At 71.8% G+C, this 13,782-nt stretch carries 8 protein-coding genes; 4 read left to right on the top strand and 4 right to left on the bottom strand.

Translation table 11 applies throughout. From position 1 onward, the window contains the following. Window positions 1-64: 64 nt before the first annotated feature. Window positions 65-1,891 (bottom strand): DUF8823 domain-containing protein, encoded by a 1,827-nt coding sequence (locus IE318_RS16145; RefSeq protein WP_189900904.1) that lies wholly within the window; start codon window positions 1,889-1,891, stop codon window positions 65-67. A gap of 153 nt (window positions 1,892-2,044) precedes the next feature. After that, window positions 2,045-4,495 (bottom strand): D-alanyl-D-alanine carboxypeptidase family protein, encoded by a 2,451-nt coding sequence (locus IE318_RS16140; protein WP_189900902.1) that lies wholly within the window; start codon window positions 4,493-4,495, stop codon window positions 2,045-2,047. Between the two features lie 184 nt (window positions 4,496-4,679). Between IE318_RS16140 and IE318_RS16135 the strand changes: the two genes are divergently transcribed. The 4 genes from IE318_RS16135 (at window position 4,680) to IE318_RS16120 (ending at window position 9,120) form a co-directional block, all read left to right on the top strand. Beyond that, window positions 4,680-5,435, top strand: a complete 756-nt coding sequence (locus IE318_RS16135) for a GOLPH3/VPS74 family protein (protein ID WP_189900900.1) — start codon at window positions 4,680-4,682, stop codon at window positions 5,433-5,435. Between the two features lie 403 nt (window positions 5,436-5,838). Then, on the top strand, window positions 5,839-6,705 hold the full coding sequence (locus tag IE318_RS16130; RefSeq protein ID WP_189900898.1) for a helix-turn-helix domain-containing protein: 867 nt from the start codon (window positions 5,839-5,841) through the stop codon (window positions 6,703-6,705). Window positions 6,706-6,921: 216 nt separating this feature from the next. Beyond that, complete coding sequence (locus IE318_RS16125; RefSeq protein WP_030165206.1) at window positions 6,922-7,113, top strand: DUF397 domain-containing protein; 192 nt, start codon at window positions 6,922-6,924, stop codon at window positions 7,111-7,113. Window positions 7,114-7,536: 423 nt separating this feature from the next. Beyond that, window positions 7,537-9,120 (top strand): sodium:solute symporter family protein, encoded by a 1,584-nt coding sequence (locus IE318_RS16120; protein ID WP_189900896.1) that lies wholly within the window; start codon window positions 7,537-7,539, stop codon window positions 9,118-9,120. 33 nt (window positions 9,121-9,153) lie between these two features. Here the strand turns inward: IE318_RS16120 and IE318_RS16115 are convergent, their stop codons facing one another. Then, window positions 9,154-10,272, bottom strand: a complete 1,119-nt coding sequence (locus IE318_RS16115) for an ADP-ribosylglycohydrolase family protein (protein WP_189900894.1) — start codon at window positions 10,270-10,272, stop codon at window positions 9,154-9,156. A 109-nt stretch (window positions 10,273-10,381) separates the two neighbouring features. Beyond that, the gene (locus IE318_RS16110; protein ID WP_229903538.1) at window positions 10,382-13,675 is read right to left on the bottom strand and encodes an ATP-binding protein; all 3,294 of its coding nucleotides are present in this window, start codon (window positions 13,673-13,675) and stop codon (window positions 10,382-10,384) included. Between the last annotated feature and the right edge of the window lie 107 nt (window positions 13,676-13,782).

The raw sequence follows: 13,782 nt of genomic DNA, 5'->3' as shown, positions 1-13,782 counted from the left end.
GCCCACAGCCCACCGGGCTCGGGCCACCGGGCGCGAGCCGCCTGTCGGCCTCGCGCCCGTGACGTCACTTCAGTTCGTCCGGGCACGGCGTGCCCCGGGGAAGCTGGTACGGGGCCGCCAGGCGGTACGTGCCCGCCCGCGGCGCGAGCAGAGTCGTCCACTTGTCGCCCTTGACGTCCTCCGGGGCCTGGGCGAGGCAGCCGTTGATGTTGTCGTACGTCTTCGGGGTGCCCTGGGCGCGGTGCTTGGAGGCGTCGGTCTCCTGGGGGGCCTTGAGGCTCTTGCCGTGCTCGTCGACGAGGCTGAGCCACGGCGAGTACGGGATGCGGATGAGGATCCGGCCCGGCTCGCGCACCTCGATGGTCAGCTCGCCCTGCTCGGCGCGGTCGACGACCGCGTTGGGCTCGGCGAGCGGCTTGGGGTCGGTCACCTTGAACAGCTGCCAGTTGGCGTCGCCCCAGATCTGCCGCAGATACGGCATGCCCCGCTGCACCAGGGCGCGCTCGCGCTGCCCGCCGTCGCCGTCGGGTTCGCCCTTGGGCAGCACCACGTAGTGCACGGCCCAGCGCTGGAGCCACTCGTGGTAGTTGGCCGAGTTGAGCGTGTCGTCGTAGAAGAGCGGGTTGCGCTGCATGTCGGCCTGGCGGTTCCAGCCGCGGGCCAGGTTGACGTACGGCGCCAGCGCGGACGCCTCGCGGTGGGAGCTGGCCGGGACCACCTCCACGCGCCCCTTCTCCGCGCCGACCTTCTGCAACTGGTTGACCAGGGGCGCGAGCTCCCGCGACCAGGACGCGGCGGGTGCCGTGTGGACGATGTCGTCGACCGACTTGAAGCCGATCCAGCCGACGAAACCGACCAGGGCCAGCACGACCGCGTACCACTCGCGCGAGCGCGGGACCTTGAAGGGCAGCACCGCCACCAGCACCACCCCGGCGAACAGCATCGCCAGCCGGGTGATGTTGGAGCCGATCTGGGAGCTGACCAGCCAGACCCCGACGACCGACAGGGCGTAGACCCAGGAGGTGATCCGGACCGTCTTCCACTGCCGGGGGACGAGGACGGCGGCGAGGACGGCGTACACCAGCGGCAGGATCACCGAGCCGAACGCCATGGGCTGGGTGCCGGAGAAGGGGAACAGCAGCGCCGAGACGGCCACCACCGCGGTCGGCGCCAGGCCGAGCGCCCAGGCACCCGGGCGGCGCTTCTGCAGGAACAGGGCCACCGCGATCAGGCCCACGAACAGGCCCGCGACCGGCGAGGCCATGGTCGCGAGCGCCGCCAGCGGGGCGGCGACCAGCGCCTTCGCCCAGCGTTTGTGCCGCCAGCGGTACGGCCAGCAGAACACGGCCGCGAGGGCGCCCAGCGCGAACATCGTGCCCAGACCGAACGTCACCCGGCCCGAGATCGCGTTGCACAGCAGCCCGAAGACCCCGGCCAGCGCCGCCCACAGGGGGTTCCTGACCGCGCGGCTGCGGATGAGCACCAGCGTCAGCAGGCCCGCGGAGACCGTGCCCGCGATCATCATCGTCGTACGGACGCCGAGCACCGACATCAGATACGGCGAGACCACGCTGTACGACACCGGGTGCATGCCGCCGTACCAGGCGAGGTTGTACGCGGAGTCCGGGTGACGGCCGACGAACTCGGCCCACGCGTCCTGTGCCGCGAGGTCGCCGCCGCTGTTGGCGAACGTGAAGAACCAGACGATGTGCAGCACTCCGGCCAGGGCGGTGATCGACAGGGCGGGGCGCCGCAGCATCCGCTCCCGCAACGCCGTCACCGCGGCCCGGGCCCGGTCACGGCCGGCGTCAGTCGTGGACGAACCTATTCGCGGGCCGGCTCCCGGTCCCCGCTCGGCGTCGTCGGCGCGTGTCGGCTCCGCAGTGGCCACCTGAAGGCACTCCCCGTGTCCCGTCTCCTGTTCGCGGCCGCGCCTCGCGACCGGCGACGTGCCCCGATTCGTGACGCTAGCACGCACCCCGTCGGGGAGCTCCCGGGTGGGGCTTCTCCGACGGGGTGCGGGCTGCACCGGATGTCCGGCGCGTCAGCCGACGCGGGTCAGCTTGTCCGCGAAGCCGGGCTCGGCGAGGTCGTTCTGCAGGGCCACCGGAACCCGTACCGCTCCCTGCGCACCGTCACCGACGGTGAGCGTGCCCACCTTGGTGCCGGCCTTCGCGGAGTGCGGCAGGTGGCCGGCGGTCAGGGACAGATCGACCTTCAGCCCGGCCCAGCCGACCGCCGTGACGTCCTTGGTGATCACGACCGGGGTGTGGCCGCCGAGCTGGTCGTCGACGTACCCGACGACATCGCCCTTCTTCAGGATCTTCGCCGAGGTCAGCGCCTCCTGGGCGGCGAGCAGCGCGGTCTTGCTGACCGCGTTGGCCGTTTCGAGGATCTTCGGCTTGTGCTGGCCGAGGATGGCGCCGACGACGGTGACCGTCTGACCGCCGACCTGCTTGCGGGAGGCGAAGAGCAGATTGCCGCCGGCCGCGGTGGTGCTGCCGGTCTTGATGCCGATCGCGCCCATGCGGTACGGGAGCTCGTTGTAGTTGGTCCAGTAGTGGCCGGAGGGATCGGTCCAGCTGGCCACGCTGGTGATGGCGACCAGGGCCGGGACCTTCACGAACGCGTTGCCGAGCTTCACCTGGTCCTCGGCCGTGGAGACGGTGGTCTCCTTCAGACCCGAGGGGTCGGTGTACGTCGTGTGGGCCATCCCCAGTTCCCGGGCGGTGTCGTTCATCTTCTTGACGAACGCCGCCTCGGAGCCCGCGTCCCAACGCGCCAGCAGCCGCGCGATGTTGTTCGCGGACGGGATCATGACGGCCGACAGGGCCTGCTTCTCGGTGAGGAAGTCACCGGCCTTGACGGTGTTGAGCGTGGACTCGCCGGCCTTGTCGTAGCCGCCCTCCTTCTCCGCGGTCGCGTCGACCTGGATCTTCGGGCCTTCCTGGCCGGGCTTCAGCGGGTGGTCCCTGAGGATGATGTACGCGGTCATGGTCTTGGCGACCGAACCGATGGCCACCGGCGTCTGGTTGCCGAAGTGGTCCATCGTGCCGATGCCGACACCGTCCATCCAGCCCTGGCCCTCGCTCGGCCACGGCAGGCTCAGCCTGCCGCCGTCGAAGGTGTAGCTGTCCTTCGCGGTGAGCGCGAGAGTGGGCGACGGCAGCGGACGTACGGCCTGCACGACCGCAAAGACGATCGCGAGGAGCACGACCAGCGGCGTCCAGATCTTCACCCGGCGCGCCGCGGTGCGCAGCGGCGTCTCCGGCGGCGGCGGAGTGTTCGTCAGCTCGGCCAGCAGGTCCAGCGGCGGCTTGGGCGGCAGGGGCTGCTGGGTGGTGCGCTCCAGGCCGGTCAGACCGGCCGGACCGGTCTGCGCCGCGGGGGGCTGGGCCCCGGGCTGCGGCTTCGGCTGCGGCTTCGGCTGCGCCGGGCTGGGCGCCGCCTTCGACTGCGGTTGCGGCTTCGGAGGCGACTGCGGATGCGACTGCGACTGCGGCTTCGGCTGCGGTTTGCGGGTCTCCGGCGCGTCGAGAGGCTTGAGCGCGACGAACCTGCTGGTGCGTTCGACGTCGGACTCGCCGGTCTTGGGGGCCGGCTTCTGCTCGCCGCTCTTCTTGCCGGCCTTGGCGTCGTCCTTCTTCGCGCCGCCCAGCTTGAGCATGGTGGTGGGCTGGTCGACGGCGGGCTTGGGCCGGGGCGCCTTGAAGACCGCGGTGGGCTGGTCGACGGGGGGCTCGGGCTTGGGCTCGCCCTTGGGCGCGGGCTCGGGCGCGCGTCCGGGCTTGGGCTCGGGCGTGTCCTTGCCCTGCGCCGCGTCGTCGCCGTCCCCGGCTCCGGCTCCGGCTCCGGCCTCAGCCTCGGCTTCGGCTTCGGCTTCGGCTTCGGCTTCGGCTTCGGCTTCGGGAGCGTCCTCGGTGGACTTCGACTCGGGCTTCTCGGCCGTCTCCTCCGCCTTCTCGGCGTCGCCCGTACCCTTCTTGGCGTCCGCGGAGCCCACCCACGCGGCCACGGCCGCGCGCAGGCGGGCGTCGCCCTCCACGTCGGCCTGCTCGCCGTCGTCCGCGCCGTCCTCGCCCCTGCCGTCGCCCTCGTCCGAGGCCGCAGCCTCGTCGTCCCCGGCATCGGCGGAGTCGGCCGAGTTCCCGACCTTCTCGCCCGATTCGGGCATTTCGGCCCCTTCTGCCTTCTCGGACTTCTCGGATTTCTCAGGCTTCTCGGCCTTTGCGGCCTCCGCCGAGTCCTCCTCGCCATCCGTCTCGGCATCCGTCACCAGATCCCGCACCGAGAGCACCCGCGTGGCCGTATCCACGCCGCCGTGACCCTCGGACGTACCGGACTCCCCCGCCAGCGCGAGCCGAGGATCGCGAACATCGCGCGCCTCGCCCCTGGCCTCGGGAACCGGACCCGCGCTCCCCGACGTCGGTTCTGCCGACGACTCGCGCTGCTTCGACCTGTCGGGGGACTCGCCCGCCACCGATGCCTCCTCCATGTGCCGCACGTCCCGCGTGCCGTACCGCTGTCCGAACCATGTACCAGTGTCCTGTGTACGGGCCAAACCCACGCGGAAGACGAGAACGACATACCTACTGGTTCCACTACGAACCGGTCACGCACCCTCGACAGACCAATGTGAGAGGGGTCACCCTGTCATTCATCCACGCGGGGAGGCATGGATGGGCAGGAGCCGCAGAACACTTCCGGAGGAGCTTCTGCTGCTGGCACTGGACCCGGCCACGGGTACCACTGCACAGCCGCAGTCGCTCGACCTCGGTCTGGCCGGAGCACAGCTAGTGGAGCTGGCGCTGGCCGGACGGATAGCCCCAGACGGGGATCGTATCGCCGTGGTGGTGCCACGGCCGACAGGAGATCCGACTCTGGACTGCGCGTTGGAGTTGCTGCGAAGGCGCGGCGCTCCGGTACGGGCCGTCCACTGGATCGGCGGGCCGCGTCTCGGGCTCCGCCAGACCTATCTCTCGCATCTGGAGCGGTGCGGCATGGTGGCCGCCGTACCGGGTCAGATGTGCGGGGTGCTGCCGACCACTCGCTACCAGGCGACGGACACCGCCATCAGCCGTGAGATCAGGGCCCGGCTGGATTCCGCGATCCGCACCGGCGTGCCGCCGGACCCGCGGACGGCGGCGCTCGCCGCGCTGGCGCACGCGGTCGGTCTGGGCAAGCACCTGTATCCGGGCAACGAGGGCCGCTCGTCCCGTTCCCGGCTGCGGGACCTGATCAGGCACGACCCGATGGGCGGCCTCGTGGCGCACGCGGTGATGGACGTCCAGAACGGTGCGGCGGCCCAGCCGCGCCGCAGCCCGGGACCGGCGGGCCGTCAGGCCGCCGCCGGAGCCAGGCCCGCACAGGAACCCGCCCGGGGCGTTCCGATGCAGCCGCACCGCGGATCCATGGCGCGTGCCGTGGCCCACTGAGACCGCGCGCACGCGCACAGGGCACACGGACCGCAGCGCACGCGCACGGCGGATCACGGACGCGGCACCACAGCGCCCGAGCACCATGGCGCACAGCACGACAGAGCACAGCACGGCAGAGCACAGCAGCACGGCTCACCAGCACGACAGCGCATGAACCGCAGCGTATGAACGCCGCACCGCACGTCCCCAGACCCGGTTCGGGAGCCGCTGGTCCGAGCGGGGTGTCGAGATCGTACGGTCTCGACACCCCGCTCGACCGCTCACCGGCGCGCACCGAAGTCCGAACCGGCCCGCGGTCGCCGCATATCCGGCGTTTCCCAGCGGTAGAAAGCACCTTGGTGGCAGTCTGCTCAGCAGCAGATACGCAAAGTAGAGGCATGCAGCCGGAGGTGCACGTCCCGTGGCGTCCAATGTCAATCCCACCGTCAGGCGGCGCCGGCTGGGCCAGGAGCTGCGCAGGCTCCGCGAGCTCAAGGGCATGACGGCCGAGGAGGTGGCCGAGCGACTGCTGGTGTCGCAGTCGAAGATCAGCCGTCTGGAGAACGGCCGGCGCAGCATCAGCCAGCGCGACGTCCGTGACCTGTGCGGGGTCTACGAGGTGGAGGACCACCGGATCGTGGACTCGCTGATGCAGATGGCCAAGGACTCGCGCCAGCAGGGCTGGTGGCACTCGTTCGGCGACATCCCCTACAGCGTCTACATCGGCCTGGAGACGGACGCGGCGAGCCTTCGGGTGTACGACCCTCAGGTCGTTCCCGGCCTGCTCCAGACGCGTCAGTACGCGGAGGCCCTGATCGCCGGCGCCCTGCCGGAGACGGCGCCCGCCGACATCGACAAACGGGTCCAGGTCCGGATGCGTCGGCAGGAACGAATCTCCGCCACGGAGAACCCGCTGCGCCTGTGGCCCGTCCTCGACGAGGCCGCCCTTCGCCGGGCCGTCGGCAACCGCGCGCTGATGCGGGAGCAGTTGGAGCACCTGGTCGAGCAGTCGCAGCTGCCGCACGTGACCGTACAGGTCATCCCCTTCGACATGGGCGCGCACCCGGGCCTCAACGGCCAGTACGCCATCCTGGAGTTCCCGGACGCGGCCGACTCCAGCGTGGTCTACATCGAGGGTGTCACCAGCGACCTGTATCTGGAGAAGGCGAACGACGTCCAGAAGTACAGCGTGATGTACGAGCACCTGCGGGCGCAGGCGCTGAACGTGGAGCAGTCGCGCCAGTTCATCGCCGGCATCGCGAAGGAGTACGCGGGGTACACAGGCTGAGAGGCGGGCACCGTACACCCTCACCAGTTGGGGAGGGAAGACCCGCTGGAATATGCCATCCGGTCGAGTGAATGGCCGCCTCCGCCGCGGAGTGTGGCGGGTAGCGTCGATCACGCCATCGAGCAACACCGTTGGCGCAACCGCGCTGTGGGTTCCTGCCGAACGCGTCGTGCGGTGACAGCAACTCAACCACTCCACAGGCAATCCGGAGCAGAAATGGCAATTCGTCAGGGCGCCACGGAGACGTGGACCAAGTCCTCGTACTCCACGGGCAACGGCGCATGCGTCGAGGTCAAGTCACCGGTGGTCGCGGCCATGGCGGTCCGGGACTCCAAGGTCCCCGAGGGCCCGGTGCTCGGCTTCCCGGCCGATGCGTGGAACTCCTTCGTGGCATCGATCAAGGCGTGAACGGGGGATCTCCCTGATCCTCCCCTCGCCGCGATCACCAGACCGACAACTGAATCCGCACGGCAGGCGCTCCGGACACACCGAGCGCCTCGCCCAGAGCCCCCTCGACCAGTTCGCCGTCCTTGCCGAGGGGGCTCTCCGCGTTTCCGCGCACCTTTCGGCTCCCCCTCCCAGCCGGCTCCCCTCCTCCCACGTCAGCCATTCACTTCACCCCTGCCATCCACTCAATGCGTTCATGTAGATGAACCAAGGTCAACACGCAGAACATTTTTACTTGCTCTTGACCTTACACTTCCTTGTCGTGCCCGCGTAACCCCACCCACGATGAGCGGGCACTTCGCGGCCTTCCTCGCCCCTACCCCGCTCAGGCGAAGTGCCAACCAGCTGAGCGGAGTTCACAAGGCGGACCCTGGAAGGGGGCACATGAACAGTCTCGACTGGGCCGTGCTCATCGGCTACTTCGGCGTGATGGTCGCGATCGGCCTCTGGTCGCACAAGCGGGTGGACGACGTCAGCGACTTCTTCACCGCGGGCGGCAAGATGCCCTGGTGGCTGTCCGGCATCTCGCACCACATGTCCGGCTACAGCGCGGTGATGTTCACCGGGTACGCGGGCATCGCCTACACCTACGGCGTCACGTCCTTCATCACCTGGTCGTTCCCGATCGCGCTGGGCATCGCCATCGGCTCGAGACTGTTCGCGCCGCGCATCAACCGGCTGCGCTCCCGGCTGCACGTGGCCTCGCCGCTGGAGTACCTGAAGAACCGCTACAACCTCTCCACCCAGCAGGCGCTCGCCTGGTCCGGAATGCTGCTGAAGATCGTGGACGTGGGCGCCAAGTGGGCCGCGATCGCGACCCTGCTGTCCGTGTTCACCGGAGTGAGCCTCAACCAGGGCATCCTCATCACCGGCGCGATCACCGCCGTGTACTGCACCATCGGCGGCCTGTGGGCGGACGCGCTGACCGAACTCGGCCAGTTCGTCATCCAGTTGCTGGCCGGCCTGTCGATGTTCGTGGCGGTGGTCCTGAAGCTGAGCGACAAGGGCATCGGCTTCCTCGGCGCCTGGGACGAACCGGCCCTGCACGGCCACGGAAAGCCCCTCGTCGGCCCCTACGGCACCGTCTTCCTGCTGGCGTTCCTGTTCATCAAGCTCTTCGAGTACAACGGCGGCATGCTCAACCAGGCCCAGCGCTACATGGCGACGGGCAGCGCCCGCCAGGCCGAACGCTCGGCTCGCCTGTCGGCGATCCTGTGGCTCGTCTGGCCGGTCGTCCTCTTCTTCCCGATGTGGATGTCCCCGCTGCTGGTGCACGCGCAGAAGCCGGACGGCTCCGACTCCTACGCCCTGATGACCGAGCAGCTCCTTCCGCACGGCCTGCTGGGCCTGGTCATCGTGGGCTTCTTCTCCCACACGATGGCCATGTGCTCCTCCGACGCCAACGCCATCGCGGCCGTCTTCACCCGGGACGTGGCCCCGGTGCTGTCGCGGCGGGCGCGGGCCTGGGGCGAGCGCAGCGGTCTGGTCGCCGCCCGGGTGACGACGGTGGTCTTCCTAGGCCTGTCCATGGCGGTCGCCACCCAGGTCGACTCGCCCGCCTTCAAGGACATCATCACGGTCGTCATCAAGTGGGTGGCGGGCCTGATGGGCCCGATCGCCATCCCGATGATGCTCGGCCTGCTCCGCACCTTCCGGCGCTCCGGCCCGACGGCCGCGCTCACCAGCTGGGCCGCCGGACTGCTGGCCTTCTGGCTGGTGAACTACCCGATCAACTGGAACGTCGACGGCGGCGTACCGCTGCAGTACCAGGTGTCGGTGCCGCTCGCGGTGTCCCTGATCCTCTACATCGTCATCGGCTACGTCAGGCCGGAGGACACCCCCGAACGGCTCGCGATCATCGAGCGGGTCAACACCGACGGGGACGGCGACGGCACCTCGGCGGGCGCGGTGGCGGTCCCGGCACCGGCCGGCGCGGGCGACGACGTGGTGGGCACCCAGCCGTCGTAGGACTCTTCGGGCCCCGTGCCGCCCGGGGACCGCTCAGGCCCCGCGCGGATACCTGGCCAGCCAGCCCGGAGCCGACCCGGCGGGCCCGTGCAGCGCGGGCCCCTGGGTCATCTCCATCGCGAAGTCGTCCGCGAGGACCAGCAGGGTGGGACGGCCCTCCAGCTCGGCCAGCCAGGCCGGCGGGAGGGCCGTCTCGCCGTGCAGGGCACCGAGCAGCCCGCCGGTGAGCGCGCCCGCCGCACCCGAGGGACCGCTCTGGTTCACCGCCAGGCGCAACCCGTGCCGTACGTCCTCGCCGACGAGCGCGCAGTACACGGCGACGGCCAGCAGCCCCTCCGCCGTACCGGCCCCCGCGAGCTCCTCCACCCGCGCCGGGGTGGGCATGCCCTGGCGCACCGCGCCCAGCGCGTGCTGAAGGGCGTCCGACACCGGCTCGTGCCCGGGCCGTACGGCGAGCAGCGCCAGCGCCTTCTGCACGGCGCCGTCGAGCCCGTCACCGCGAGCGAGACCGTGCACGATCACGGCGTACGCCCCCGCCGCGAGACAGGCGGTCGGATGACCGTGGGTCTGTGCGGCGCACTCCACGGCCAGCTGCACCACGAGCTGCGGCTCCCACCCGACGAGCAGCCCGAACGGCGCGGACCGGGCGGCCGCCTCCGGTCCGGCCTCGCCTGGATTCCTGGGGACGTCCAAGGTGCCCATGGTGTCGTCCGCGAGCCCGACGAGCAGCGCCCGCGCCGGATCCCTGCGGGCGTACAGCCACTCCTCGCGGGCCAGCCATCCGTCGTCCTTGCGGCGCTCGTCGGGCCCCCAGTCCCGCTGGGTCGCCGCCCACCGCAGGTAGGCCCGGTGCAGATCGGTCGGCGGATGCCAGGCACCGGTGTCGCGCCGCACCTGCGCGCGGATCAGTCCGTCGACGGAGAAGAGTGTGAGCTGGGTGAAGTGCGTGACGGCACCGCGCCGCCCGTGCGCGGGCACCAGGTCCACGACCCCCTCGGGGCCGTGCGCCTCCCGGATCGCGTCGAGGCCCAGCCCGTCCACCGGCGACCCGAGCGCGTCGCCCAGGGCCACCCCGAGCAGCGTGCCCCGCACCCGGCTCCGGAAGTCCTGCTGCTCGCCGCGCCCCCAGACGGCACCCGACGTCGCAGTCACTCCGACCTCCCTCACGGCACCGTCGGTACGTACGACGTCCAGCACTGTAATCGAACGGGAACGGGCCGTTCGAGTGGCGGACGGGCACACCCGAGGGGACCCTCGCCGTTCACAGCGCGTAACGCGCCTGGACGGCGTCGCGGGCCGCGGCGACCGCCGACAGGCGGGGGGCGATGCGGTCGCGCTCGGCGTCCGGGCCCTGCAGCAGGTCCCGGAGGACCTGGGCGAGCTCCGCGAGGTCGTTCCACGCCGGGCCACGGGCCAGCAGTTCGGTCAGGGCCCGGTCGCCTTGCGCCCAGTCGCCCAGCCCCCAGCCCGCGAAGCACCGGCCCATGGCCTGCTGCACCACGTCCAGCCCGGAGCCCGGCAGCGACCGCGTCAGCTCCCGCCACAGCGGCGCGGCGGCCCGTACACCGTCGAACCTGCCCACCGTCACGGCCAGTTGATACGTACCGGCCAGTGGGTGCGCCGACCTGCGCAGCCGTTCCGCGTGCCGACGGGCCGCCGCCGGCCGGCCGGTGTTCCGGTACACCTCCGCCCACAGGTGGTCCAGGGGGTCGTCGTCCGGCGACGCCGACCGGCGGGCCTCGGTCAGCCGGGCCAGCGCCTCCGACCACCGCCCGCAGCGGATCAGCAGCTCGGCCGCGGACTCCCGCGCCCAGTCCGCCTCCGACTCCAGCACGACACACCGCTCCAGGTCCGCCATGGCCTGTTCGGTCCGCCCGGTCGCGAGGCAGGCGCGGGCGCGCTGTCCGTACGCCCACCCGAGGTCCGGGGCGATGGCCAGCGCGCGGTCCAGGAACCGCAAGGCCTCGGCGTGGTCGGAACGGGCGAGACGGGTCGCGCCGAGGCCGGCCAGCGCGTGGGCCTGCCGCGGCTCGTTCTCCAACAGCCCCCGGTAGAGCGCGTCGGCCTCGTCGTGCCGGTCCGTCGCCCAGTACATGTCGGCCAGTTCGAGCCGTATCCAGTCGGCGTCCGGATCCGCGTCGGCCGCGCGCCGCAGATCCTCGAACATGCCGTCCCGGTCGCCCAGCCTGCGCCGTGCCCGGGCCCGCATCGCCAGCGCCCAGGAGTAGCCGGGGGCCAGCTCCACGGCGCGGGTGAGGTCGGCCAGCGCCGCCTCGGTCCGGCCGAGTTCCAGGAGGGCGACGCCCCTGCTCGCCAGCGCGGACTCATGGCCGGGGTCGAGCGTCAGGACGCGGCCGAGTTCGGTGACGGCCTCCTCGTACCGGCCGGCGAGCCGGTAGGCGTCCCCGCGCTCGGAGGCGACCCAGGCGGAGTCGGGTGCGAGGCCGGCCGCCCGGTCCAGGTCGGCGAACGCCTCGTCCCATTCCTCCCGGACCCGGCGCAGCCGAGCCCTTCTCACCAGCGCCCACAGGTAGTCCTCGTCGAGGCTCAGCGCCTGGTCGAAGTCGGCGAGCGCGGCGTCGTACTGCTCAAGCGCGTGTTTGCACGCCGCCCGGGAGGCCAGCGGGTAGGCGTCGGTCGGGTCGAGGGCGCAGGCCCGGTCGCACTCGTGCAGCGCCTCCTGGAACCGGCCGAGGAGGCGCAGTGCCTCCCCTCGCTCGGCGATGATCCACGCCGTCTCCGGAGCCAGCTCGTCGGCGCGGTCGAAGGCGGCCAGCGCTCCGGGCAGGTCGGCCAGCAGGACGAGGGTGGCGCCCCGGCCGTAATGGGCCCGGACGAGTTCCGGGTCCAGCTCGAGCGCCCGGTCGTACTCGGCCAGTGCCCGCCGGTACTCACCGTCGTACCGCAGTTCCCTGCCCCGCACCGCGTGGGCCACCGCCCGCCCGCGAACGCCCAGACCGGGCCGCGCCAGCAGCAGGTCCATGGCCGTGAGCAGCCCGGACGTCTCGTCGGACAGGGCCTCCCCCAGGCGCCGGCCCCATTCCTCCAGAACGCCACTGTCCGTGACGTCCCCCGCGTCCTGGAGCATCCGCGCCCACCGGCCGCCGAGCACACGGTCCTCGCGGCAGGCCAGGACCAGGTCCCGCAGCGCCTCGCCGAGTGCCGTGAGCCGCCGGGCGCACAGCAGGTGGTACGTCTCCTCCAGGCGCAGCTCGCGCCAGGTCTCCTGCTCCCACTGCTCGTCGGGCCGCAGATCCCCCGCCGCCTGGGCGCGCCAGCCGCCGAAGACCTCCGCCAGCCGCTCGTGCCGTTCCGCCCAGCCGCGCGGGGAGAGCCGCCGCTGCAACCGCAGCATCGGTGCGCGTACGAGGTCGTGGTACCGCAGTCCGTCGCCCCGCTCGCTGACGAACGGCATGCCGCGCAACCATGCGAAGAGGGGTGCGGCCTCTTCCCCGGAGCAGTCCACCGCCGCCCGGAACACGTCCGCGTCCAGCCGCCGGGGCAGCGCGCCGGCGAGGGCCGCAGCCCGCCGTACGGGGTCCTCTTCCCACTTCAGGAAGCGTTCCACGGCCGTCGCGCTCGGGTCGCCCACGTCCTCGCGGCCGGTGGGCCGGGCCTCGGCGAGCGTGGAGACGAGGACCGGCAGTCCTCCGGTGAGGCGCATCACCTCCTCGACGACCGGTTCCGCCACGACGCCCTTGCCGGCGAGGAGACCTCGCGCCTCGGCGTCCGTGAACGGCCCGAGGGGCACCTCCTGGACGAAGTCGGCGAAGCCGCTCCAGCGGGCGGGATCCAGGCGGTGCTGACCGGCGGTGACCACGACGACGTTCGCGGGCAGCGACCCGGCGTACCGGTCCGTCGCCATCACGTCGTGCAGCCACCCGTCCAGGAACGGGGCCGTCACCTCGTACGTGTCGAGGACCAGGACCACCCACGGCACCTGGGAGGCGATGTCCGTCAGCTCGCCGAGCAGCACCGGGGTGAGGCTCTGCTCGGGGGACAGCACCAGTTGCACGTCGTCCTGGCTCCGGAGGCGAGCGCTCAGGCCGGCCCGTAACCGGTCCGCCCCCTGGGCGAGCCGGGCGGCGTCGACGGCCCCGACGAAGGGGCCGGCGCCGGGCAGCAGCCCGATGCCCGCCAGGCCCAGCCGTACCGCCGTCGTGCTCGCCGCGGACGGGCCCTCGGCCTGCTGTGCCAGCCCGGCCACCGCCGCCTCGGCCTCGTGCCGGCGTTCCCGGTGCGCGGCCAGCAGCCGTTCCAGTTCCTTGCACCGAAAGCCGCGGGCGGCGAGCTGGCGACCGATCGCCGCCATCGCCTCGGGCACGCTGCCGACGCTCTCGTCCACGTACGCCGTCAGGGCCCCGCGCTCCCGGGCGATCTGCTCCAACTCCCTGACCAGGAAGGTCTTTCCGACCCCGGCGTCGCCGTGCACATGGAACAGGAACCGGTGCCGCTCGTCCTCGGGCGGGAAGTCGAAGTTCTCGCGGAAGGCCGCCCGTTCGGTGTTCCGTCCCACGAACCCGGTGCGTCTGCGCTGCCGGATCAGCTCCTGCATGGACCGCCGCGCCTGCGCCATCCCCGTACGCCCCTCCCGTAGCCCGGCTCCGCCCGTCCCCGGTCATTGTGGCGCAGCGCCGCGTGATCAGTGGGTCGATGAGCGTT

Origin of the sequence: Streptomyces spiralis, assembly GCF_014654675.1 — a bacterium.
Taxonomy (GTDB): Bacteria; Actinomycetota; Actinomycetes; order Streptomycetales; family Streptomycetaceae; genus Streptomyces; species Streptomyces spiralis.
The sequence above is the reverse complement of the archived record's forward strand: the minus strand, read 5'-3'. Positions and strand labels throughout refer to the sequence as shown.

Excerpts from the sequence above, each read along its gene's own strand:
- IE318_RS16120 (WP_189900896.1), top strand. The coding sequence starts at position 7,537 with ATGAACAGTCTCGACTGGGCCGTGCTCATCGGCTACTTCGGCGTGATG.
- IE318_RS16125 (WP_030165206.1), top strand. The coding sequence starts at position 6,922 with ATGGCAATTCGTCAGGGCGCCACGGAGACGTGGACCAAGTCCTCGTAC.
- IE318_RS16135 (WP_189900900.1), top strand. The coding sequence starts at position 4,680 with ATGGGCAGGAGCCGCAGAACACTTCCGGAGGAGCTTCTGCTGCTGGCA.
- IE318_RS16110 (WP_229903538.1), bottom strand. The coding sequence starts at position 13,675 with ATGCAGGAGCTGATCCGGCAGCGCAGACGCACCGGGTTCGTGGGACGG.
- IE318_RS16140 (WP_189900902.1), bottom strand. The coding sequence starts at position 4,495 with ATGGAGGAGGCATCGGTGGCGGGCGAGTCCCCCGACAGGTCGAAGCAG.